The 21,653-nt window shown below is 66.2% G+C and carries 23 protein-coding genes and 1 tRNA gene; 14 read left to right on the top strand and 10 right to left on the bottom strand.

Features of this window, described 5'->3' with window-relative positions; translation table 11 throughout:
• Positions 1-651 precede the first annotated feature (651 nt).
• The 5 genes from ACJEIK_RS04405 (at position 652) to ACJEIK_RS04425 (ending at position 5,748) form a co-directional block, all read left to right on the top strand.
• Entirely contained in the window at positions 652-1,677 is a 1,026-nt protein-coding gene (locus tag ACJEIK_RS04405) for a PLP-dependent cysteine synthase family protein (protein WP_061010369.1), read from the top strand.
• Entirely contained in the window at positions 1,674-2,975 is a 1,302-nt protein-coding gene (locus ACJEIK_RS04410; protein ID WP_061001302.1) for an MFS transporter, read from the top strand. The genes ACJEIK_RS04405 and ACJEIK_RS04410 overlap by 4 nt, the downstream gene beginning before the upstream one ends.
• Before the next feature lie 418 nt (positions 2,976-3,393).
• Positions 3,394-4,041 carry an MspA family porin gene (locus ACJEIK_RS04415; protein ID WP_212814960.1) on the top strand — a complete coding sequence of 216 codons (648 nt, stop codon included), beginning with the start codon at positions 3,394-3,396 and terminating at the stop codon, positions 4,039-4,041.
• A 155-nt stretch (positions 4,042-4,196) separates the two neighbouring features.
• Complete coding sequence (locus tag ACJEIK_RS04420; protein WP_409431643.1) at positions 4,197-4,325, top strand: hypothetical protein; 129 nt, start codon at positions 4,197-4,199, stop codon at positions 4,323-4,325.
• A gap of 109 nt (positions 4,326-4,434) precedes the next feature.
• Positions 4,435-5,748: an IS256 family transposase gene (locus ACJEIK_RS04425; protein ID WP_067990476.1), complete on the top strand. Its 1,314-nt coding sequence runs from the start codon at positions 4,435-4,437 to the stop codon at positions 5,746-5,748.
• Between the two features lie 111 nt (positions 5,749-5,859).
• Here ACJEIK_RS04425 and mscL read toward each other — a convergent pair whose 3' ends face one another.
• The 4 genes from mscL to ACJEIK_RS04445 form a co-directional block, all read right to left on the bottom strand.
• Positions 5,860-6,228: a large-conductance mechanosensitive channel protein MscL gene (gene mscL / locus ACJEIK_RS04430; protein ID WP_064859516.1), complete on the bottom strand. Its 369-nt coding sequence runs from the start codon at positions 6,226-6,228 to the stop codon at positions 5,860-5,862.
• A gap of 141 nt (positions 6,229-6,369) precedes the next feature.
• Positions 6,370-7,035, bottom strand: coding sequence for an SAF domain-containing protein (locus ACJEIK_RS04435; protein ID WP_061003897.1), 666 nt, complete (start codon positions 7,033-7,035; stop codon positions 6,370-6,372).
• A gap of 63 nt (positions 7,036-7,098) precedes the next feature.
• Positions 7,099-7,416 carry an FmdB family zinc ribbon protein gene (locus ACJEIK_RS04440; protein WP_061003899.1) on the bottom strand — a complete coding sequence of 106 codons (318 nt, stop codon included), beginning with the start codon at positions 7,414-7,416 and terminating at the stop codon, positions 7,099-7,101.
• Positions 7,417-7,683: 267 nt separating this feature from the next.
• Complete coding sequence (locus ACJEIK_RS04445; RefSeq protein WP_064859513.1) at positions 7,684-8,256, bottom strand: 5-formyltetrahydrofolate cyclo-ligase; 573 nt, start codon at positions 8,254-8,256, stop codon at positions 7,684-7,686.
• Between the two features lie 159 nt (positions 8,257-8,415).
• Between ACJEIK_RS04445 and ACJEIK_RS04450 the strand changes: the two genes are divergently transcribed.
• From ACJEIK_RS04450 to ACJEIK_RS04470, 5 genes are all read left to right on the top strand, one after another.
• On the top strand, positions 8,416-9,306 hold the full coding sequence (locus tag ACJEIK_RS04450; RefSeq protein WP_406784555.1) for a UTP--glucose-1-phosphate uridylyltransferase: 891 nt from the start codon (positions 8,416-8,418) through the stop codon (positions 9,304-9,306).
• Between the two features lie 86 nt (positions 9,307-9,392).
• A complete protein-coding gene (glp, locus tag ACJEIK_RS04455; RefSeq protein WP_133427929.1) occupies positions 9,393-10,631 on the top strand; it encodes a gephyrin-like molybdotransferase Glp in 1,239 nt (412 codons plus the stop codon).
• Positions 10,632-10,634: 3 nt separating this feature from the next.
• Complete coding sequence (locus ACJEIK_RS04460) at positions 10,635-11,288, top strand: GNAT family N-acetyltransferase (RefSeq protein WP_409431118.1); 654 nt, start codon at positions 10,635-10,637, stop codon at positions 11,286-11,288.
• Positions 11,289-11,470: 182 nt separating this feature from the next.
• Positions 11,471-12,679 carry a gephyrin-like molybdotransferase receptor GlpR gene (gene glpR / locus ACJEIK_RS04465; protein WP_409431119.1) on the top strand — a complete coding sequence of 403 codons (1,209 nt, stop codon included), beginning with the start codon at positions 11,471-11,473 and terminating at the stop codon, positions 12,677-12,679.
• 51 nt (positions 12,680-12,730) lie between these two features.
• Positions 12,731-12,803: transfer RNA gene (locus ACJEIK_RS04470), tRNA-Ala, on the top strand.
• Positions 12,804-12,865: 62 nt separating this feature from the next.
• On the opposite strand, the gene ACJEIK_RS04475 is transcribed toward ACJEIK_RS04470, so the two are convergent.
• Positions 12,866-13,423 carry a TetR/AcrR family transcriptional regulator gene (locus ACJEIK_RS04475; RefSeq protein WP_135355204.1) on the bottom strand — a complete coding sequence of 186 codons (558 nt, stop codon included), beginning with the start codon at positions 13,421-13,423 and terminating at the stop codon, positions 12,866-12,868.
• Between the two features lie 217 nt (positions 13,424-13,640).
• Here ACJEIK_RS04475 and ACJEIK_RS04480 point away from each other — a divergent pair, with 217 nt between their 5' ends.
• Together ACJEIK_RS04480 and hchA are read left to right on the top strand one after the other, a co-directional pair.
• Positions 13,641-14,936 (top strand): cytochrome P450, encoded by a 1,296-nt coding sequence (locus ACJEIK_RS04480; RefSeq protein WP_135355203.1) that lies wholly within the window; start codon positions 13,641-13,643, stop codon positions 14,934-14,936.
• Between the two features lie 96 nt (positions 14,937-15,032).
• Positions 15,033-15,908, top strand: a complete 876-nt coding sequence (hchA, locus tag ACJEIK_RS04485; protein ID WP_406784519.1) for a glyoxalase III HchA — start codon at positions 15,033-15,035, stop codon at positions 15,906-15,908.
• Positions 15,909-15,922: 14 nt separating this feature from the next.
• Here the strand turns inward: hchA and ACJEIK_RS04490 are convergent, their stop codons facing one another.
• The 5 genes from ACJEIK_RS04490 to ACJEIK_RS04510 all read right to left on the bottom strand — a co-directional run bounded on the left by ACJEIK_RS04490 (position 15,923) and on the right by ACJEIK_RS04510 (position 19,660).
• Positions 15,923-17,170: an MgtC/SapB family protein gene (locus tag ACJEIK_RS04490; protein WP_135355201.1), complete on the bottom strand. Its 1,248-nt coding sequence runs from the start codon at positions 17,168-17,170 to the stop codon at positions 15,923-15,925.
• A gap of 14 nt (positions 17,171-17,184) precedes the next feature.
• On the bottom strand, positions 17,185-17,982 hold the full coding sequence (locus ACJEIK_RS04495; RefSeq protein WP_061007401.1) for an enoyl-CoA hydratase/isomerase family protein: 798 nt from the start codon (positions 17,980-17,982) through the stop codon (positions 17,185-17,187).
• An 87-nt stretch (positions 17,983-18,069) separates the two neighbouring features.
• Positions 18,070-18,984 (bottom strand): lysophospholipid acyltransferase family protein, encoded by a 915-nt coding sequence (locus ACJEIK_RS04500; protein ID WP_135355200.1) that lies wholly within the window; start codon positions 18,982-18,984, stop codon positions 18,070-18,072.
• Positions 18,985-19,040: 56 nt separating this feature from the next.
• Positions 19,041-19,406, bottom strand: a complete 366-nt coding sequence (locus ACJEIK_RS04505) for a WhiB family transcriptional regulator (protein WP_244602166.1) — start codon at positions 19,404-19,406, stop codon at positions 19,041-19,043.
• Between the two features lie 2 nt (positions 19,407-19,408).
• Entirely contained in the window at positions 19,409-19,660 is a 252-nt protein-coding gene (locus ACJEIK_RS04510) for a type B 50S ribosomal protein L31 (protein WP_061007399.1), read from the bottom strand.
• A 121-nt stretch (positions 19,661-19,781) separates the two neighbouring features.
• Between ACJEIK_RS04510 and ACJEIK_RS04515 the strand changes: the two genes are divergently transcribed.
• Both ACJEIK_RS04515 and ACJEIK_RS04520 read left to right on the top strand, forming a co-directional pair.
• Positions 19,782-20,807: a GNAT family N-acetyltransferase gene (locus ACJEIK_RS04515; protein WP_135355199.1), complete on the top strand. Its 1,026-nt coding sequence runs from the start codon at positions 19,782-19,784 to the stop codon at positions 20,805-20,807.
• Positions 20,807-21,643: a shikimate 5-dehydrogenase gene (locus ACJEIK_RS04520; RefSeq protein WP_135355198.1), complete on the top strand. Its 837-nt coding sequence runs from the start codon at positions 20,807-20,809 to the stop codon at positions 21,641-21,643. The genes ACJEIK_RS04515 and ACJEIK_RS04520 overlap by 1 nt, the downstream gene beginning before the upstream one ends.
• Positions 21,644-21,653: the final 10 nt, after the last annotated feature.

Here is a 21,653-nt window from a genome sequence, read left to right on the forward strand (position 1 = left end):
ATTGGGGCCATGGTAGTTTTGTGGCCGTGAGGATCTGGGGCCGCCGATGCTGTCGCAGTCGGGTGCGGCTGTGGTTGGTGGCGCTGGTGGTCGGCATTACTGTCAGTTTGCCGCTGGCGCACTGCATCGGTGACCGTGGACAGCACCTCCGCGCACCTCAGCATCATCAGGCACCGATCACGATCTCTGGAGCGCCGGCAATCAATGTCGCCGCAATGACGGCGCATCCGCATGTAGGCAGTACCTTGCATGCGGCGTGGTGCTCGGTTTTTGACGTACCTGCGTTGAGTGTCCGAACGGATGGTCCGTTGCGGGTGTTGGTCACCGTGGGTGTGATGCTGGGCGCTGGTGCTCTCGGGGCGCTGTGGTCTGGGCGTGAGTGTCGTGGATCGCCTCGGCGACGCCGCTGCCCGGGGATTCCGCGCTTCGGGCGGGTCCTTCTTACTGATTTGTGTGTGATTCGCTGCTGAGGGTCGGGTTCGGCTGCTGGAGCGATCGTGGTATCGCCGGTGCGGCTCAAGCGCCCGTTACTACCTTTCGGCCGTATCGTTGCGGCCCTCACACAGGGAATTTTTCATGAACAACAGTATTGCTCTGTCTTCTCGTCGTAGTTGCACTCACCTGGGACCGAAGTTCCACGACCCCAACACGTTGGTGGGTAACACCCCGGTGTTGTGGGTGTCGGAACCTTTTGCTACATCTGACACCGGATTTTGGGCCAAGCTGGAGGCGCACAACCCCAACGGTATGAAGGACCGGCCCGCTCTATATATGGTGGAGCAGGCCCGGGACCGTGGGGACCTCAAGCCTGGGGCGATGATCGTCGAATCAACCAGTGGAACGCTGGGGCTGGGGTTGGCGCTGGCTGGGATCATCTACCGGCACCCGGTAACCCTGGTCACTGATCCGGGGATGGAGCCGATCATCGTTCAGATGCTGACCGCCTACGGCGCGCAGGTCGACATCGTGACCGAACCGCACCCGATCGGCGGATGGCAACAAGCTCGCAAGGATCGTGTCGCTGAAATCCTTGCCGTTGAACCGGATTCGTGGTGTCCTGATCAGTACCAGAACCCCGATAATGTCGATGCCTACCGCGGCGTCGCCGAAGAGTTGATCGATCAGCTGGGCACCGTTGACACACTCGTGTGCTCGGTGGGCACCGGTGGGCACTCGGCGGGCGTGGGACGTGTGCTGCGGGAACACAATCCGAATCTGCGGCTGGTGGGGGTCGACACCATCGGTTCTACGATATTCGGGCAGCCCGCCAGCACGCGGCTGATGCGTGGCCTCGGGTCGAGCATCTACCCGGGTAACGTCGATTATCCCGCGTTCGACGAAGCCCATTGGGTCGCGCCGAATGAGGCCGTCTGGGCCGCACGAACCTTGGCCGCTAAATACCATGCCAGCGGTGGGTGGAGTGTGGGGGCGGTCGCATTGGTCGCGGGGTGGGTAGCCCGCACATCTGCTCCTGGTACGCGTGTCGCCGCCGTGTTTCCCGACGGTCCGATGCGCTACCACGGCACCATTTACGACGATGACTACTGCCGCAAACATGATTTGCTCGATCGTCCGCCGGCGCAGGAGCCCGATGTGATCGATGATCCGTCCGCGCGAGTGGTGGATCGATGGACCAGACTGACTCGGGTGATCGATCCGATCGGCCGGCAGGCATGATTCGGACTTTCCGTCAGTTCCGTTCTTTCGACCGGGCCAGCCAGATCCTGATGGTGAATCAATTCACCATCAACGTCGGCTTCTACATGCTGATGCCCTACCTCGCTGGATACCTGGCGGGGCCATTGGGTTTGGCGGCGTGGACGGTGGGTCTGGTCCTGGGGGTCCGGAACTTCTCCCAGCAGGGCATGTTCCTGGTGGGTGGCACCCTGGCCGACCGGTTCGGATACAAGCCGCTGATCGTTGCCGGCTGTTTTCTGCGCACAGCCGGATTCCTGATGCTGGCCTTCGTAGACTCGCTACCTGCGGTGTTGATTGCCTCAGCTGCAACAGGTTTCGCGGGTGCCCTGTTCAACCCCGCGGTGCGCGCCTACCTGGCGGCGGATTCGGGGAATCGCAGGGTGGAAGCCTTCGCCGTCTTCAACGTCTTCTACCAGGCAGGTATCCTGTTCGGACCGATCGTGGGTCTGGCATTGACGGCTTGGGACTTCCGGATCACCTGCGCCGTCGCCGCCGCGGTGTTCGCCGTCCTGACAGTGATCCAACTGACGGCGCTGCCGCCGAGCCGAGCCGAACAGAACCCGGACAAGCAGCCAGTGCTGGCCGACTGGCGGTCGGTGATGTCCAACAAGGCCTTCCTGCTGTTTTCGGGCGCAATGATCGGCTCGTACGTGCTGACCTTCCAGGTGTACCTCGCGCTGCCTTTCCAGGCGTCGCTGCTGACCGCCGACAAGAAATCCGAAACTGCGTTGGTGACAGGCATCTTTGTGGTGTCCGGGCTGGTGGCGATCGCCGGACAGGTGCGACTTACCGACTGGCTATCGGCACGGTTCGGACCAAGTCGCAGTTTGGTGATCGGGATGCTGGTTATCGCGGTTGCCTTCGTACCGCTGGCGCTGCTGCCATCGGCCGGCGCGGCCGGATCGATTCCCGCGACCGTTGCCCTGTTGCTGGCTGCGGCTCTGCTGGCTGTCGGCACCATCGCGACCTTCCCGTTTGAGATGGACACAGTGGTCAGGCTGGCGGGTAACCGTTTGGTAGCCACGCACTACGGGTTGTACAACACGATCGTCGGGGTCGGGATCCTCGCCGGAAACCTGTTGACCGGCTCGGTATTTGGTTACACCCGGCAGCACGGCCAACCTTCCCTGCTGTGGATGTCGCTGACCGCGGTAGGGCTCGTATGTACCGCAGCACTCTACGCATTACACCAAACCGGGCTCCTCGGCCAGGACGAACAGGTCGCATCGGCCACAGACAACGAGTCGTCGACTGATCGCCTTCCGTCACGGCGGTGACTGCCACCAATACACACGAACCGACCGAGCAGCCCGCATTAGAACAGGATCACTACTGGCCAGTAGCGCGCTCAAGTCGGCGGTGGCCACTTCGCCGCCGAAGACGATACCGATCGCTGTCGTGCTTGGCGTGCGACCACTTGAGCGGCACCGGGCCACGGTACAAGAGTGTTGTGGTACCCCCAAATCGGCCGACTTCAAGCACGGAGGGCCCGCAACGCAGTTGCGGGCCTCGGGCGGCAGATGCCAACTGGAGGAAAAACGCGCTCGAACAGCTCACCAGCGGGCAGAAGGCCGTATGTTGAGCGTCGGCGGCGCATTCGGGGCGGCGTCGACAGACTACGGTGTTGGTTTGTCGACGCCGCCCGTCGTCTGCGGGAGCTTTTGTGCAGGACATCGAGCCCAGAAAGTGGGGACTATGAAGGCATTCAACCGGGTGCTGGTAGCGGCGGCGGCCGTGTCGTCGTTGTTCCTGGGGGCGGGAACATCTCATGCGGGTCTGGACAATGAGCTGAGCCTGGTCGATGGTCAGGATCGGACGTTGACGGTGCAGCAGTGGGACACGTTCCTCAACGGGGTGTTCCCTCTGGATCGCAACCGGTTGACGCGTGAGTGGTTCCATTCGGGCCGGGCCAAGTACAACTGCGCTGGTACGGGTTGTGATGAGTTCGCGGGCACGTTGGAGTTGGGTTATCAGATTGGTTTCCCATGGTCGCTGGGTGTGGGGATCAATTTCAGTTACACCACACCGAACATCCTGCTCAATAATGTGACGCCGGCGACGTTCTTCCCGGGCACCATCGGCCGCGGTTTCGGTGGCATCATCACGCCGAACCTATTCCCGGGTGTGTCGATTTCTGCTGACCTGGGCAATGGTCCGGGTATCCAGGAAGTCGCGACGTTCTCGGTGGACGTGTCCGGCCCGGCCGGTGCTGTTGCCGTCTCGAATGCCCATGGCACGGTTACTGGCGCCGCCGGCGGTGTTCTTCTGCGTCCCTTCGCCCGGCTGATCGCCAAGACCGGTGATAGCGTCACCACCTACGGCGAACCCTGGAACATGAACTGACCCAAGCGGTTTCGAGCCGACTTACGACAAAGCCCCCGCCGAAGTGAAGTGCTCCCCGGAAGTTGGACTGAGAAATTCAGTTCCTTCTTCTGGGGAGTACTTTTTTGCATCCACGTAGTTCGTTGACTGAGGCGCAGCGTAGTGCGGCGGTAGCGTTGTTCGATCAGGGTTGGGGTGATAGGGCCACGGCGACGCATATGGGTGTGAGCCGGTGGGCGGTGCGCAGCTTGTACCGCCGGTGGCGTCTGCACGGGCAGCGAGCAATGATCAATACCTGTGGATGAGGCCCGGCGAGGTGGCCTGAAAGTGGGCGCACCTTCCCGAGGATGATCATCACGGAATCAGGTATTCGATCAAGACCGGCGTTGGCGCGCTGGTTGGGAAGGTACGCCCATGCTCACCGTAGTTCACGATGCCGAGGAGGCCAACGGCGGCGAGGCCGGCCGGTCGTTGTTGGACGAGATCGTCCGCGACGGAGCCCGGCAGATGTTGGCCGCTGCCCTGCAGGCCGAGGTCGCCGCGTACGTGGCCGCATTCGCTGATCAGCTCGACGAGAACGGTCACCGACTGGTGGTCCGCAACGGCTATCACCAGCCGCGTGAGGTGCTGACCGCGGCCGGTGCCGTGCAGGTGAAGGCGCCGCGGGTCAACGATCGCCGTGTCGACCCCGATTCTGGTGAGCGGCAGCGGTTCTCCTCGGCGATCCTGCCGGCCTGGGCACGCAAGTCCCCGCAGATGAGTGAGGTGCTGCCGCTGCTGTATCTGCACGGCCTATCGACCAGCGACTTCGGGCCCGCACTCGAGCAGTTCCTCGGCTCGGGTGCCGGGTTGTCGGCCACCACGATCACCCGTCTGACCGCGCAGTGGCAAGACGAAGCCCGTACGTTCGCTGCCCGGGACCTGTCCGGCAGCGACTACGTCTACCTGTGGGTCGACGGCATTCACCTCAAGGTCCGCCTGGACCAGGAGAAGCTGTGCCTGCTGGTGATGCTCGGCGTGCGCGCTGACGGCCGCAAAGAGCTCGTGGCGATCACCGACGGCTATCGGGAGTCATGCGAGTCGTGGGCGGATCTGCTGCGCGACTGCAAACGCCGCGGCATGACCGCCCCAGTGCTGGCCGTCGGCGATGGCGCGCTCGGGTTCTGGAAGGCGGTGCGGGAGGTATTCCCGAAGACCCGAGAGCAGCGCTGCTGGTTCCACAAGCAGGCCAACGTCCTTTCCGCACTGCCGAAGTCAGCGCATCCGGCCGCGCTGGCGGCCATCAAGGACATCTACAACGCCGAAGACATCGACAAAGCTCAGGTCGCGGTCAAGGCCTTCGCGGTTGCCTTCGGCGCGAAGTACCCGAAAGTGGTCGCCAAGATCGTCGACGACCTCGATGTCCTGCTGGAGTTCTACCACTACCCCGCCGAGCACTGGATCCATCTGCGTACCACGAATCCGATCGAATCCACCTTCGCCACAGTGCGTTTGAGAACGAAGGTCACCAAGGGTCCGGGATCGCGGGCCGCTGGATTGGCCATGGCCTACAAGCTGATCGACGCAGCCCAAGCCCGCTGGCGGGCCGTCAACGCCCCACATCTGGTCGCCCTCGTCCGCGCCGGAGCGGTCTTCCACAAAGGCAAACTGCTCGAACGGCCCACCGACATCACCCCACCGACACCACCGTCAGACGGCGATCAACACACCGAAACGGAGGTCGCCTGAAACACCCCGATCCACAGGTATTGACAATTGCTCGGCCCTCGCGGCTTAAGCTCCCTACGTCAGGGTCCAACTTTCGGGGACCACTTCAGGCCGGGGGCTTTGTCGTATCCGCTACTTGTTGCCGAGCAGGTCGCGGATTTCCTTCAGAAGTTCGACTTCCTCCTTGATGGCGTCTTCCTTGGCCGCGCGGAACTTGCTGTACGGCAGCACAACCACGAAGTAGATGACGGCGGCCACCAGGACGAAGTTGATCGTCGCGCTCAAGACCGCGTTCAGGTCCATGTAGTTGTCGCCGAGCAGGTGGATCCGCAGGACCCCGTACGAGTGGTCGCCGCCGGCACCGATGCTGGAGATCAACGGCTGGATCACCTGGTCGGTGAACGCCTTCACCAGCGTGGTGAACGCGGCGCCGATCACGACGGCGACCGCCAGATCGACGATGTTCCCCTGTGCGAGAAACTCTTTGAAGCCCTTAAGCATGACTGCCCTCCCTGTGATACGGCCTGTACCCACGAACGGTAAGACCGACCTGAGCATCGTGCAGGAGTCGGCGGCCGGACGATCGCAACAGATGCGTACTGGTGACGAAATCGAAATCAGCCGTGCGGCAAATTTCGCGGATCAGTGCAGAGTGACGGTGATGGCCCGGTGCAGCGCCGCGCCCGCGACGACATTGGCGCTGTGCCGCGGCAGGGCGACGAGTACGACGCGTTCGTCGGCGCTCGTCGGTGACTTGCGCCGTTCGGACACCAGCACCACCCGCGCGTCGGTGGCGATCACCTCGGCCGGCGATTGATCGGCTGTCGTGCCGGCGTTCTCCGGTCCGGCCAGGACGTCGACCACGTCGCCTGCGCGCAGCAGGTCCGGGAGCGCGGCGTCCGCCAGATGCAGTGGTACCATGCGCGCGTCGGGCCCGGCGGCGGCGACGGTGAGCCGGGAACCGAGTATCCGCACGTCGGTGATGACCTCGCCGCGTCGCGCTGGGGCGGCCAGCGTCGAGCCGACGACGGCGCTGGATTCGCGCAGTGCGCCGTCGGGAATGCCTGGCGCGGAACGGGATTCGACGACGACGTCGTCTGCCGTCAAGGCTGAGCCGGGGGACAGGTCATGCGCGGCGACGACGACGGCGACCTGTCCGTCCGCGGGGTCCGGCCGAAATTCGATGACGGCCGCGAGGACCACCAACATCCCTGCGGCGGCGCGGCGCGCGGCCGTGGTCCTGGTCCAGTCGGGCCGCAGCTTGTGTGTCAGTCGGCCGATCAACGGCGCATCGAGCGAATCCCCCATGCCGTAACGGTAGGGATTCTGTGCGGGAAACACAGGCCGGAACGCTTCCGGCCTGTGGATAACTCAGTTGGACGCGGCGGCGGCCGGCGCGGCCGACTTCGTGCTGCTGCTCGACGAGGACGACGAGGACGACGAAGACGAGTCCGACGAGCTGGAGCTCGACTCGCTCTTTGCGGGAGCGGCCGCGGTGCTGGAGCTCTTCGAATCGCGGTTGTCGGTGCGGTAGAAGCCGCTGCCCTTGAAGACCACGCCGACGGAGCCGAACAGCTTGCGCAGCCGGCCGTGGCACTTCGGGCATTCGGTCAGCGCGTCATCGCTGAATGCCTGCACCGCGTCGAACCGGTTGTCGCACTCGGTACACGCGTAGGAATAGGTCGGCACGTAAACCTCCGAGGTCGTCAAACTTGTTAGCACTCTACCGGCTCAAGTGCCAAAACAGCTATTCGGTGCCGGGCATTCCCAGGCCGACAGGCCCGGTGGCCAGGTGGCAGGGGCAATCACGTCCGGGATGGCGGCGGGACACATAGCATTGTGCGCATGACTCGCATCATGACCAAGGGCGGCTGTGACAACCCGGACTGCACCTGTGAAAACTGCAACTGCGGATCGGGATGTACCTGCGGCAAGGACTGATCGTCTCCCTCAGCTTCAAACTCCCAGCGTGACCAGGCCCGCCCGCGGGGTCAGGGCATGCGTCATCGCGACGTCGTGCGGTTCGGCAGGTAGCGCCGGCAGCAGATCGTCGTCGTACACCACCGCCACGAGCAGCGCGTCCGCCGCGGCCAGCGAGAGCGACCGGTCGTAGAAGCCGGCGCCGCGGCCGAGGCGCACGCCCGCACGGTCGACGGCGAGCGCAGGGACCAGCACCACGCCGGCCTGCCGGATCGCATCGGGTGCAAGATGCGGCCCCGCCGGTTCGAGTAGTCCGAAGGACGCCTTCGTGAGATGCCCGGCGCGATACCAGCCCCAGCTCAGCGGGGCGTCGGGGTGCGTCACCGGCAACAACACCCGGGCACCGGCGTCGATCAGGGCGTCCAGCATCGCCGGCGAACCCGGTTCGGTGCCGATCGGGACATACGCGCACACCACGACGCCGGGGCTCACCAATTCGGGCGCCCGTCGCGCCAGCGCTTCGGCGTCCGCCTGCCTCTGCTCCGGCGTCAGGGCCCGCCGTCGATTCAGGATGGCGCTGCGCAGCTCACGCTTTCCCTCAGGGGTCACGGTTACCACCGTGTCATATTTGCTCGCCCGGTGTTGTACACCTGTCCAGGTAACGGCCACTTCGGCGTTGCCGCTGACCCCTGGAAGGTGCACCTTGGTAGGGCAGATCGAGGCATTGCCGTTATCGTGTGAACAATGACGACACAGACTTCAGTGCCGATGCCGCGTACCGCGGTGGTCCCGGCGGCTGGTCTGGGCACGCGTTTCCTGCCTGCCACCAAGACCGTGCCCAAGGAGTTGCTGCCGGTCGTCGACACCCCCGGCATCGAGCTGGTTGCTGCGGAAGCTGCCGACGCCGGCGGCGAGCGACTGGTCATCGTGACCTCGGAGGGCAAGGACGGCGTCGTTGCGCATTTCGTCGAGGACCTCATCCTCGAAGGAACGCTCGAGGCGCGCGGCAAGCACGTGGTGCTCGAGAAGGTGCGGCGCGCACCCGCATTGATCAAGGTGGAGTCGGTCGTGCAGGCCGAGCCCCTGGGCCTGGGCCACGCCGTCAGCTGCGTCGAGCCGGTGCTGCTGCCCGACGAGGATGCCATCGCGGTCCTGCTGCCCGACGATCTGGTGCTGCCGACCGGCGTGCTCGAGACCATGGCGAAGGTACGCGCCAAGCGTGGCGGCTCGGTGTTGTGCGCCATCGAGGTGCCCGAGGACGAGATCAGCGCCTACGGCGTGTTCGACGTCGAGACGGTGCCCGACGCGGCCAACCCGAATGTGCTGCGCGTCAAGGGCATGGTGGAGAAGCCGAAGGCCGAGGACGCCCCGTCGCCGTTCGCCGCGGCCGGTCGGTACATCCTGGACCGCGCCATCTTCGACGCGTTGCGGCGCGTGCAGAAGGGTGTCGGCGGCGAGATCCAGTTGACGGACGCCATCGCGCTCCTCATCGAGGACGGCCACCCCGTGCATGTGGTGGTGCACCGCGGGTCCCGACACGACCTGGGAAATCCCGGCGGCTACCTTAAAGCTGCGGTTGACTTTGCGTTGGAACGCGACGACTACGGCCCGGAATTGCGGCGTTGGTTGGTCGAGCGATTGGGTCTTGCCGAGCGCTGAGCGCCTGACACCGGCGGTACGGTTGGCCCGCACGTGCGCGAGCATGTGGTCAGCCACGGTGTGCGAGGTATGCAGAAAGGCGAGCTGTGCGTTCGGTTGAGGACCAGCAGGCCCGGGTTGCGGCTGCGGCGGTGGCACCGCGGCCGGTGCGGGTGGCGATAGCCGAAGCGCAGGGCCTGATGTGCGCCGAAGAGGTGGTCACCGAACGCCCGTTGCCCGGGTTCGATCAAGCCGCCATCGACGGCTATGCGGTGCGCAGCGTCGACGTCATTGGCGCGGATTCCGGCGGCGACGCCGACGTCACGCTGCCCGTGGTCTCGACCATCGCCGCCGGCGAACGAACCCCCACTCGCCTGCAGCCGCGGCAGGCCGCCCGGGTGCAGACCGGTGCGCCGATGCCCACGCTCGCCGACGCGGTGCTGCCGCTGCGCTGGACCGACGGCGGCGAATCGCGCGTGCGGGTCCTGCGCGGGGTGCGGTCCGGCGCCTACGTCCGTCGTACCGGGGACGACGTGCAGCCCGGCGACGTCGCGGTGCGTGCCGGCACCATCATCGGGCCGGCCCAGGTCGGACTCCTGGCGGCGGTGGGCCGCGAACGCGTGCTGGTCCACCCGCGGCCGCGGCTGACGGTCATCTCCGTCGGCGGCGAGCTCGTCGACATCTCCCGCACGCCCGGCAACGGCCAGGTCTATGACGTCAACTCCTATGCCTTGGCCGCCGCCGGGCGCGACGCCGGCGCCGAGGTGAACCGCGTCGGCATCGTGGATGCCGACCCCAAGACCCTGCGCGATGTGATCGAGGGCCAGCTGAGCCGGTCGGAAGTCGTGGTGATCGCGGGCGCTGTCGGCGGCGCGGCGGCCGAGGGCGTGCGCGCGGTGCTCGCCGAGCTGGGGGAGATGGAGGTCGCCCGGATCGCGATGCACCCCGGATCGGTGCAGGGTTTCGGCACGCTCGGCCGCGACGGCGTCCCGGTTTTCCTGCTGCCCGCGAACCCGGTGAGTGCGCTGGTGGTCTTCGAGGTGATGGTCCGTCCGTTGATCCGGATGTCGCTGGGCAAGCGGCAGCCGATGCGGCGCGTGGTGCCGGCCCGGACGCTGTCGCCCATCTCATCGGTGGTGGGGCGCAAGGGATTTCTGCGCGGGCAGCTCATGCGCGATCAGGACACCGGCGAATATCTGGTGCAGGCGCTGGGTGGGGCGCCGGGCGCGTCGCACCTGCTGGCCACCCTCGCCGAGGCGAACTGCCTGGTGATCGTGCCCACCGAGGCCGAGCAGATTCGCACGGGCGAATCGGTCGATGTGGCCTTTCTTGCGCAGCGCGGCTGATTCGTGAACCTGTTGCGTTCGAGTGCGATGCATCCGGGCTGGCCGCTGTCGGTTGGCCCGATCCGCGTGCGGGCCGGGGTGGTGCGACTGCGGCCCGTGCGGTTGCGCGACGGTCCGGTGTGGAGCCGGATGCGGCTGACGGACCGTGCCCACCTGGAACCCTGGGAGCCCGTCGGTGAGGTGGATTGGACTGCGCGCCATGCTGTTTCGTCATGGCCGGCACTGTGCTCGGGGCTGCGGGGCGAGGCCCGGCGCGGTCGCATGTTGCCGTATGTCATCGAGCTGGACGGTGAGTTCTGCGGGCAGCTGACCATCGGCAACGTCACGCACGGAGCGCTGCGGTCGGCGTGGATCGGGTACTGGGTGGCAAGCCGGTTCACCGGCGGAGGGATCGCGACGGCCGCGCTGGCGCTGGGCGTCGACCATGCCTTCGGCCCGGTCGGCCTGCACCGGATCGAGGCGACGGTGCGGCCGGAGAACGGTCCGAGCCGGTCGGTGCTGGCGCGTGTGGGCTTCCGCGAAGAGGGCCTGCTGCAGCGGTACCTGGAAGTCGACGGAGCCTGGCGCGACCATTTGCTGGTTGCGAAGACGGTGGAGGAGATGACGCAGTCAGCGTCATCGGCGCTGGTCAGGGATGGTCGAGCCACCTGGGTCTGAGCAATTCGTACCGTCGGCGCCGTGAAATGTGCGCAAATCGCAAATGAGTCTGTGTTGCAGATGTGACATAAGTGACTGATGTGCTTGTAAGTAGCGAATTACAGGTGTGTAATTGAACCTGGCGCGTCGGCTTCGGATGCGCTGGTCACGGACCTAATCTGATGGGGAAAGGAGCCGGCGACATGCCAAGCATCCCCCAATCCCTACTGTGGATATCCCTCGTCGTGTTGTGGCTTTTCGTGTTGGTGCCGATGTTGATCAGCAAGCGCGAAAACGTCCGCCGTACGAGCGATGTCGCGTTGGCGACCCGCGTGCTCAACACGCAGGGCAACAGCCGGCTGCGGCGCCGCAGTGGACCCGCCTCGGGGCACTACAGCGACCCGCACTGGAAGCAGGACGAGGACTTCACCGCGTTCGAAGATGACTTCGCGCGCGGCGACGCGACGACCGATTCGATCCCGGTCGCCGACCCTGAAGCCGGTGCCCCGCGTGCGGTGGTACTGGCCGAACAGGTCGTCGTCGAGGAATCGGCGTATCTGGACGTCGAGGTCGTCGAGATGGACTCCGGTGCGCTGCCGATCGGTGCCTCGGGACGCATGAAAGCCGTGCCCGAGCCTGAAACTCAGGAACAGCCAACACTTTTCGACGACGTCGCGACGCCCACCATGGCGATCCGGACCATCTCCGAGGCCGACTTCGAGCCCGAGGAAGCGCTCACGGACGAGATGGCGGCGGCTGAGCCCGAGCCAGAAGCCGAGCCTGAAGTGGATGTCGAGCCGACCACCGACGTGCACGAGGCCATCGCCTCTGACGAGGAACAGGCCGAGGTAGCGCCCGAGCCCGAGCCCGCAGCGGAAGCCGAGGACGGCACCGAACACGACTACGAGTACGTCGACGACACCTCGGGCGTCGAGGCGGCATCCGAGGCCGAGCCGAAGCTGGCCGATTCGATGTCCAAGGCGCGCCGCGTCCGCCACGAATCGAAGGCCGCCGTCGCGGCCGCAGAGCGCAAGTACCGCTTCCGCAGCCGCATGCTCTCCGGCATGGCTGTGGCCATCCTCGTGACCGGCGTCGCGGCGTTCACGCTGGCATCGAGCACGTGGTGGTGGTTCTGCGGAGTGGTCAGCGCGGCCGCCGTGCTGTATCTGGCCTACCTGCGTCGTCAGACCCGGATCGAAGAACAGCTGCGGCGCCGGCGCGCCCAGCGGATGATGCGGTCGCGGCATGGCGTCGAGAACACCCAGGACGAGGAGTTCGACGTCGTCCCCTCCCGCCTGCGCCGTCCGGGTGCCGTCGTCCTAGACATCGACGACGAGGATCCGATCTTCGAGCACCTGGAATATGCCCGGATGGCGCGCGACTATGACCTGCCCCGAGCGGCCGGTCAGTAACTCGGTTTTTATGTGGCGGACCGGTACTGGTAGCCTTTGCTTCCGGTACAAGGGGCTATAGCGCAGTTGGTAGCGCGTCTCGTTCGCATCGAGAAGGTCAGGGGTTCGATTCCCCTTAGCTCCACAAAGATTCAAATGGGGTCGGTGTCCACCGGCCCCATTTCTGTTTCCGGAACTCGCGGGAGTTCACTCGCCCAGGCCCAGTGTCACCGACGGCCCGGCGAAGCGCTTCACCAGTTCGTATTCGACCTGTTTGTCCTTGAGCGGCCAGTACCACAGTGCGAATGTCACGCGGATCAGCCATTGCGCCGCCAACGGGTCGTGGCGCCCGATCATCTCGTCGGCGAACTTGGCAACCAGAGGTGAGGCGGTCACGGCCTCGCTGCCGTGATCGGGCCGGACATCTCCCATGATGAGTTTTCCCAGCGGTTCGGCCCGCATGCAGTCCAGCGCGACGACGATGGCAGCCACGACGCGCTCGGTGCCGTCCAGGCCGGTGATGGCCTCACGGATGGAGCCGACGATTCGTTCGGCGAACAGCGATACGAGTCGCTCGAGGATCGCGGCCTTGCCGCCGGCGCGGCGGTAGACGGTGGCCGGGGAACAGTGCAGTTCAGCGGCCACCGCTTCGACCGTGAACGCGTCGAAACCCTTGCGGGACACGAGTTCCGACGAGGCCGAGAGAATGCGGGCGAGCGCTTCGGCATTGCGGTCGGTTCCGAGCACCCAGTCATGTTGTGGCATGTGGTGGGGCCTCCTCGCGATAGAAGCAAAATCCGTTCTATCACCTTGAGACGTTCTGCGGTTTCTATCTCACAGGTATGGGCTGGTCCGGAATCACCCCGCGCCCGACCACCGGCGCCGCGCTGCTGGTGCGTCTTTCAACTTCGATGAGACGCATTGACCACCCGGGTGGCCGGCACGGACGCTGATCATGTGGCAACCAGGAAGGTCCGCTGACATGACAATCGCACAGGCGGTACGTGGCACCACCTCGGTGCTGTCCCCGCTGCTGGCGGCCGGCCAGCTGAACGTCGCGGCCACGGTGCGTGCCCGCCGCCTCGGCTACCGCAGCTGGACCGGCGCCATCAACACCGACTACGACCCACTGGACCCGCAGACGGCCGCCCATCCGCACGAGGCGTACGCGGCCCTGCATCGGGGTGGGCGCGTCCACTACAGCCCACAGCGGTCGACGTGGATTCTGCACCGGCTCGACGACGTCCGTGCCGCCCTGCGCGATACCGACCAGGTCACCAGCAGCCAGGGGGTGACGCGGATTCGGATGGTCGCCGACCTTGTCGTGGTGACCGACGGCGAACAGCACAGCCGGCTGCGCAAGCAGGTGCAGCCGGCGTTCACCAAAGGCGCGCTGGACAGTTGGCGCGCCACCATCGATGGGCTCGCCGCGGATCTCGTCGGCGATCTCATCGCCGACCCGGGTGCGGACGCCGTACAGCGACTGACGGTCCCGCTGCCGCTGCGGGTCATCGCCGCGCTGCTCGGCGTCCCCGAGCGTGACATCGCCGAGTTCCGCCGATGGTCCGACGAGAGCACCCGGCTCATCAACTTCACCCCGACCGTCCCCGGTCTCGTCGACGCCGCGAAGTCGATGCGTGCCGCAATGGCGTTGCGCCGGTACTTCTTACGGCATCTGGCGGCAGGAGAGCTGAAGGGCTCGGACACGGTGCTGGGGCGGCTGCTCGCCCACAGCTCCGACGGCGCGTTGTCGGACGAGGCGCTGTTCCAGATCGCCATCCTGCTGCTGATCGCCGGCAACGAGACGACCACCAATCTGCTGGGCGGGATGCTCCACACCTATGCGCTGCACCCGGATCAGTACGACATGATCCGGGAGAACCCGGACCTGATCCCGCAGGCCATAGAGGAACATATCCGGTACACCAGTCCCATTCAGAACCTCTACCGCTACACCCGCGCGCCCTACCGGGTCGGCGACGTCACCATTCCGACGGGTTCACGCGTCCTCCTGTCGTTCGGCGCCGCGAACCGCGATCCGCTCGCATTCGATGACCCCGACGTTTTCCGCACGGACCGCAACCCACGGACCCATGTCGGTTTCGGCTTCGGGGCGCACCTGTGTCTGGGCGCGCCGCTGGCGCGGATGGAAGCGCATGCCGTCCTGCGTGAGCTCGTCAACCGCGTTTCGAGAGTGGCCATCACCGGACCGCCGACATGGTCCACCAACAGTTCGCTGCGCGGACCCACGCGACTTCCGGTCGTGCTTCACCCCTGACGCACTCCTTCGCCGAGATTTCGACGGTTCCGTGATCGCCGGGAAGTTCGTAGGCTGGCCTTGTCGTCGCAATTCCCGCCAAGGTCAGGACGTCTCGTGAGCGAATCCGAACTGAGCAAGTCCCCGACACCCGATCCGGCCGAGGACAACGCCTTCTTTCCCTCGGCGTACTCGTTGAGCCAATACACCTCGGACAGAACAGATTTCGGCGGCGTCAAACATGCCGGCGCCTATGCCGGCGGCCGGTGGAAGATTCTGATGATCGCCACCGACGAGCGCTATCTGCTGATGGACAACGGCACCATGTTCTCCACCGGGAACCACCCCGTGGAGATGCTGCTGCCGCTGCATCACCTGATGGCCGCGGGCTTCGACGTCGACGTCGCCACCATCACCGGAAACCCGGCGAAGCTGGAGCTGTGGGCGATGCCGGGCAAGGACGACGCCGTGCAGCAGACCTACGCCGACCTCAAGCCCAAACTCAAGGAGCCGCTGAATCTTCGTGAGGTGATCGTCGACAGGCTGGGACCCGATTCCGACTATCTGGCGGTATTCATCCCGGGTGGCCACGGCGCCGAGGTCGGTATCCCGTTCAGCCCCGAGGTCGGTCAGGTACTCAATTGGGCACTCGAGAACGACAGGTTCGTCATCACGCTGTGTCACGGTCCGGCCTGCCTGCTGGCGGCCGCGATCGGCAAGACGGAGTCACCGTTCAAGGGCTACCGCATCTGCGTTTTTCCCGATGCGCTCGACAAGGGGCCCAACAAGGAGATGGGTTACATACCCGGCGGGCTGCGGCTCTTCATCGGGGAGGCGCTGGAGGATCAGGGTCTCAAGGTCGTCAACGACCAGATGACCGGTCAGGTCCATCAGGACCGGCGGCTGCTCACCGGCGACAGTCCGCTGGCCTCGAACAACCTTGGTCTGCTCGCCGCGGACGCGTTGGTCGAGGCGGTGACTGCCGAGGCGTAGCCGCTGGTGACGGGCTACGTCATCGTCACGGCCAGGACAACGCCGAAAACCACGGCGGGTGCGGTCATCCCGGCGAGAAACCGGAGCCCGAACCGGCGACCGCCGGCAGTGAATGCCAGCACGGTCTTCACGATCAGGTTGGAGCCGAGTGCGGCCGCTATCGCGAGCAGCGCGGTGTCGACGGTGATATCGCCCTTGGCGGCGAGGCTGGCGGCGGCGACGGAACCGGCGTGCGCGTCGGCCAGACCCGCGGCGAACGCGGCGAGCACGGTGCCGCCGGCACCGAGCACGTCCGCGCCCCACCGCCCGACAAGCAGGGCGAGGGTGAGTACCGCGGACAAGATCAAGGCCGGACGCAGGGCGAACGGTCGGCTTGCGGCTTTCGCGCCGGTGTCCTGCTCTGGTGACGGATTGTCCTCGGCGAGACCGGCTCCGCGGTAGACGACCCCGGCGATCACCACCAGCACCAACGCGCCGGCGGCCACGGGTGGCCACAGGCGCTGGAGGACGTGGGAGTCGACCACGCCGATCACGATCAGCAGCTGGACGAAGGTGGCCAGGCTGGCCAGCAGAGCGCTGGCCAGGGGCGCGCGCACACTCGGTGTCGTGCGGCTGAGCCGGGCCATGGACGCCGTCGTCGCGGTCGCCGAGACGAAGCCGCCGGCGATACCGGTGATCAGCAGGCCGCGTTCCGGGCCGAGCGCACGAACCCCGATGTAGCCCACCCACCCGATACCGGTGAGCAGCACGACGAGGAGCCAGACCTTCTCCGGATTCAGAATGCCGTACGGTCCCAGTCCGCGGTCCGGCAGCAGCGGCAGGATCACGAACGCGACGACGAGAAACTTGATCGCGTCTTCCAGCTCGACCTCGGTCATGATGTCGCGGGCGAACCGGTGGATGCGATTCTTCGAGACGAGCAGGCCCGCGACGACGACCGCGAGGCCGACCGCGAGTGCCGGACGCGAATAGGCGAGGGCGCCAAGGAGATACGCGACGAGGGCGGCTGTCGCGGTGGTCGTTCCCGGATCTTCCGCACTGGTTCGGAGATAGGCCAGTGCGATGAGCGCGCCGACAGCCAGAAATCCGGCGACGACAGCCCACTGACTGAAACCGGCCGCCACCGCACCGGCCAGTGACAGCAGCGCGAACGAACGCGAGCCGGCTGGCAGCTTGCGGGCATGGCTGCGTTCGCGCTCCAGGCCGAGCAACAGCCCGATGGCGAGTGCGACGAGGAAGGGCTCGATCTGCTGCCAGGTCATTTCGGTTGCCGCGTCTACTGCGCCGACGGAAACCGGGGCGGCCGCTTCTCGCGCAGCGCCGTATATCCCTCGACCACGTCCGGCCCGAGGAACGTCAACATCTCGTAGGCCGCGGACTGGTCGAAGATCGGGCCGGCGTGGCGCAGCCAGTTGTTGAGTGCGCGCTTGGTGAGCCGGATCGCCTGCTGGGCGCCGGTGGCCAGCACGTCGGCCACCCGCAGCGCTTCGTCCAGAACCTGTTCGCGGGGAAGGGCTTTGGCGACCATGCCGATGCGCTCGGCCTCGACGCCGTCGATCATCTCACCCGTCATCAGGTAGTACTTGGCCTTCGCGGTCCCGGCCAGCAACGGCCAGATGATCGCGGCGTGATCGCCCGCGGCCACACCGAGTTTGACGTGGCCATCGCCGATCCGGGCGTCCTCGGCGATGATCGCCACATCGGCCAGCAGCGCGGCGACGGCGCCCGCGCCGACCGCGACGCCGTTGATGGCCGACACGATCGGTTTGTCGCAGTTGATCATGTTGTAGACCAGGTCGCTCATCTCGCCGAGCATGTGCGAGACGCGGTCGTAGTCACCCGCCATGCGTTCGACCATGGCCAGATCCCCGCCGGCGCTGAATGCCTTTCCCGCGCCGGTGATCACGGCCACCCGGGTGTCCGGATCGGCCGCGACGTCCTTCCAGATGTTGGCCAGCTCGGCATGCATGCCCTCGTCGGCGGCGTTGTACTTCTCCGGCCGGTCGAGGGTGATCAGCAGGACGCCGTTGTCGCGGCGCGTCAGGGACAGCTGCTGGTAGTCGGTGAATGCCATCTCGCGAAGCCTTTCTGCCGCATGCGGGTGCATGAAGCGCTGCGCCCGACGGCAACCCACGTTACGGTCTCCCCACCGCCGTCGTGGTCAGCCCACGCGGATGGCGGCCTCGGGTGGCTGAGCGGCCCGGGACCAGGCCAGGGGATTCAGGCTGCGGTACGGATCGCTGGCCCGGACTTCCTGGAGGTCGGACAAGATCTGTTCCAGCGCTTGCTGAGTCGTGGACTTGACCGTCTCGACCCACCGAGCGTGATCGGTCGTACCGGCCGGCGCCGTGGTGCTGATCGGCTCGGCGAACTCCAGGTACATGCGCTGCGGACGGGGGATCAGCGTCGGGCCGATACCGCGCACCAGCGGCATCGCCATGTCGGACCGTCCGCCCAACCGCTCGCCGATGGACTGGCTCAGCCGGCCCAGCGTGCTGTCGCGCTCGAAGAGGGGCGCGTAGACGTCGTCGCTGCCGACCAGTCCGACCGGCACGATCGGGTAGCCGTTCTCGATGGCGATCCGAGCGAAACCGCTTCGCCCGTCCCATTTCAGCTGGTATTCCTCGCCTTTGAACTTGGGCATCTCACGTCCGCCGCCGGGGAAGAACAGCACGGTCTCGTTGTGCCGCATCAGTTCTCGCGCGGTGTCGGGATGGCCGACCACGCCGCCGTACGCCGCGACCAGGTCGCCACCGAAGCCCTTGGCCTGTGCCAGGGCGCGCTCGGCGAGCGGGCGCACCTGCACTCCGAGCTCGCGGCGGGTGTAATACGGCATCAGCAGGATCTCGGCGAAGCCGAACGCGGTGTGGTTGCCGACCAGCAGGAAACGGCCGTCGCGCGGCAGCCGGTCGAGGCCGGCGACGTACGGTCGATACAGATCGATCAACGGTTCGAGGGCATCGCCGGTGGCGTCCAACACATTTCGCAGGGTTCGGACGCGTTGCGGCGGTTCCATGATCGCAGTGATCTCGTCGTCGGTGACGGTCGGCCGGCCTTGTGGCGGTCCGAATCCCATCGGTGCTCCCGTCGGTGTCGTGATGTTGACACCAAGGTACCGAGAGTTTTGATAGATCAGCTAATAAAAGCCTGTGAACTTCGTATCGCGGCGCGCTCCTTCGGTGTCGTCGCACCCCAGATGCCGTAGGGCTCATCGGCTTCCAGGGCGTGGCCGAGGCAGGCGCGCAGTACCGGACAGCGCTGACAGATTTGTTTGGCACGCTCTTCGTGGGCGACCCGCCGGGCGCCACGATCGTCGTCACCGGTGTAGAACACCTCGGCCGGCAGCCCGCGGCAACGGGCATGCAGCTGCCAGTCCCAGGTTGCGGTGGTGGCCGCGCCCCGGGTGTGGGACCCGGGGCGCGGCCGGTGCCGGGTGGTGCGGGTCAGGCCCGGGGGAGAGGTGAATGTGTCGTCGTGGCAAGGGGATTCCCGCGCCAAGGTCAGCGTCCGTACTTGCGGTTGAACTTCTCGACGCGGCCCGCGGTGTCCAGGATTTGCCGCTTGCCGGTCCACACCGGGTGTGAGTCCGAGGTGACGTCGACCACGATCAGCGGGTAGGTGCGGACGCCGTCGGCGGTCTGCCATTCGATGGTTCGCGAGCTCGTGGCGGTGGATCGGGTCAGGAACGTGCGCCCGGTGGTGGCGTCCTGGAAGACGACGTGGTGGTAGTCGGGGTGAATGCCGGCCTTCATGGGAACCTCCGTCAACCAAGTGAAAATCGTTTTCATTAAGACGTGGCCGACCATACCCGACACTCGGAGGCTTGTCGAAAACAGTTTTCAATAGTGCCGGGTCTCAACGGCCCCACATGGCATGCCGTCCGCCGGTAACGTTTCCTGCGTGCCGGAAGCGACGACGGATGAACTGGCTTCGTTGGGGTTCTTCGCGAGCTGCCGTCGGGAGGACCTCGACCGGCTGGCGCCCCTGCTGCGTCCACTGACGGCCGAACCGGGCAAGGTGCTGATGAAGCAGGGCGAAGTCGCGTCGTCGTTCATTCTGATCAGCGCCGGCAGCGTCCGGGTGACGCACACCGCTCCCGACGGCGAACTGGTCGTCCACAACATCGGCCCGGGCCTGATCGTCGGTGAGATCGCCCTGTTGCGCGGCGGCACGCGCAACGCCACGGTGCTGGTCACCGAGCCACTGGCCGGGTGGATCGGCGGACATGACGCGCTGACCGCCATGCTCGACGTGCCCTGTATGGCCGAGCGGCTGGTGCGCACGGCGCGGCAGCGGCTCGCGGAGTTCATCACGCCGCTTCCGGTGAAGCTGAGCGACGGCAGTCAGATGTACCTGCGGCCCGTGCTGCCGGGCGACAACCCGCGGGTGCGTCAGGGGCCCGTCCATTTTTCGACCGAGACCATCTACCGCCGGTTCCAGACGGCCTACCAGCCCAGTCCGGCGCTGATGGCCTACCTTTTCGAGGTCGACTACGTCGACCACTTCGTCTGGGTGCTGACCGACGGCGTCGACGGGCCGGACGGGCCGATGGTCGCCGACGCGAGATTCGTTCGGCTGCATGAGAATCCGACGGTCGCCGAGGTGGCCTTCATGGTCGGTGACGACTATCAGGGCCGGGGCATCGGCACCTTTCTGATGGACGCGCTGGTACCCGCGGCCCGGGGCTCGGGCGTCGAGCGGTTCGCCGCGCGGGTGCTGTCCGACAACTTCCCGATGCGCAAGATCCTCGAGCATTACGGCGCCACCTGGGAGCGCGACGACCGCAACATGATCGTCACCGAATTCGACGTCCCGAAACCGGACCAATTGTCGTTGTCGCACAAGCAGTATCGCGAAATCCACAGGTTGGCGCAGCAAGTGATCAAGGCGGTCGGCTGATGACGGAATCGCTGTACTCGCGGCGGCCGCTGCTGAACAAGGACACCGCGGTGTGCATCTCGCTGGCGGCCCGGCCCAGCAACATCGGTACGCGTTTCCACAACTACCTCTACGACGAACTGGGCCTCGACTTCGTCTACAAGGCCTTCACCACAACCGACATTGCCGCGGCGATCGGCGGCGTCCGGGCGCTCGGAATCCGCGGCTGCTCGGTGTCCATGCCGTTCAAAGAAGACGTCATCGCGCTCGTCGACGAGTTGGAAGAGTCGGCGCGCGTGATCAATTCGGTGAACACGATCGTCAACGACGCGGGCCGGCTGACGGCCTGTAACACCGACTACCTGGCCATCGCCCGGCTCATCGACGAGTACCGCCTGGATCCGGCCGCGTCGCTGCTCATCCGCGGTAGCGGTGGCATGGCCAGCGCGGTGGCGGCGGCGTTCCGGGACAAGGGATTCGAGGCGGGCACCATCGTGGCCCGCAACCCGGACACCGGCGGCCGGCTGGCCGACCGGCTCGGGTACCGCTATGCGGCCGACGCGTCAGGCGGCGCGGACATCGTCGTCAACGTCACCCCGATCGGGATGGCCGGTGGCGCCGAAGTCGACGACCTGTCCTTCGATCCGGACGTTATTGCCAAGGCGCGCACCGTGTTCGACGTGGTCGCACTGCCGTCGGAGACCCCGCTGGTCCGGGCGGCGCGCGCGGCCGGGGTGCCGGTGATCACCGGCGCCGAGGTCATCGCCCTGCAGGCCGCCGAACAGTTCGAACGGTATACCGGGGTGCGGCCGACCGCCGAGCAGGTGGCCGCGGCATCGGCCTTCTCGCGCGCCTGACTTCAGGCCC

Origin of the sequence: Mycobacterium sp. SMC-16 (assembly GCF_046250085.1) — a bacterium.
GTDB classification, from domain to species: domain Bacteria; phylum Actinomycetota; class Actinomycetes; order Mycobacteriales; family Mycobacteriaceae; genus Mycobacterium; species Mycobacterium phocaicum.

Bases quoted from the DNA above. Each gene is read 5' to 3' on its own strand.
- ACJEIK_RS04410 (WP_061001302.1), top strand. From the start codon at position 1,674: ATGATTCGGACTTTCCGTCAGTTCCGTTCTTTCGACCGGGCCAGCCAG.
- ACJEIK_RS04415 (WP_212814960.1), top strand. From the start codon at position 3,394: ATGAAGGCATTCAACCGGGTGCTGGTAGCGGCGGCGGCCGTGTCGTCG.
- ACJEIK_RS04425 (WP_067990476.1), top strand. From the start codon at position 4,435: ATGCTCACCGTAGTTCACGATGCCGAGGAGGCCAACGGCGGCGAGGCC.
- mscL (WP_064859516.1), bottom strand. From the start codon at position 6,228: ATGCTTAAGGGCTTCAAAGAGTTTCTCGCACAGGGGAACATCGTCGAT.
- ACJEIK_RS04435 (WP_061003897.1), bottom strand. From the start codon at position 7,035: ATGGGGGATTCGCTCGATGCGCCGTTGATCGGCCGACTGACACACAAG.
- ACJEIK_RS04450 (WP_406784555.1), top strand. From the start codon at position 8,416: ATGCCGCGTACCGCGGTGGTCCCGGCGGCTGGTCTGGGCACGCGTTTC.
- glpR (WP_409431119.1), top strand. From the start codon at position 11,471: ATGCCAAGCATCCCCCAATCCCTACTGTGGATATCCCTCGTCGTGTTG.
- ACJEIK_RS04475 (WP_135355204.1), bottom strand. From the start codon at position 13,423: ATGCCACAACATGACTGGGTGCTCGGAACCGACCGCAATGCCGAAGCG.
- ACJEIK_RS04480 (WP_135355203.1), top strand. From the start codon at position 13,641: ATGACAATCGCACAGGCGGTACGTGGCACCACCTCGGTGCTGTCCCCG.
- ACJEIK_RS04490 (WP_135355201.1), bottom strand. From the start codon at position 17,170: ATGACCTGGCAGCAGATCGAGCCCTTCCTCGTCGCACTCGCCATCGGG.
- ACJEIK_RS04495 (WP_061007401.1), bottom strand. From the start codon at position 17,982: ATGGCATTCACCGACTACCAGCAGCTGTCCCTGACGCGCCGCGACAAC.
- ACJEIK_RS04500 (WP_135355200.1), bottom strand. From the start codon at position 18,984: ATGGGATTCGGACCGCCACAAGGCCGGCCGACCGTCACCGACGACGAG.
- ACJEIK_RS04510 (WP_061007399.1), bottom strand. From the start codon at position 19,660: ATGAAGGCCGGCATTCACCCCGACTACCACCACGTCGTCTTCCAGGAC.
- ACJEIK_RS04515 (WP_135355199.1), top strand. From the start codon at position 19,782: ATGCCGTCCGCCGGTAACGTTTCCTGCGTGCCGGAAGCGACGACGGAT.
- ACJEIK_RS04520 (WP_135355198.1), top strand. From the start codon at position 20,807: ATGACGGAATCGCTGTACTCGCGGCGGCCGCTGCTGAACAAGGACACC.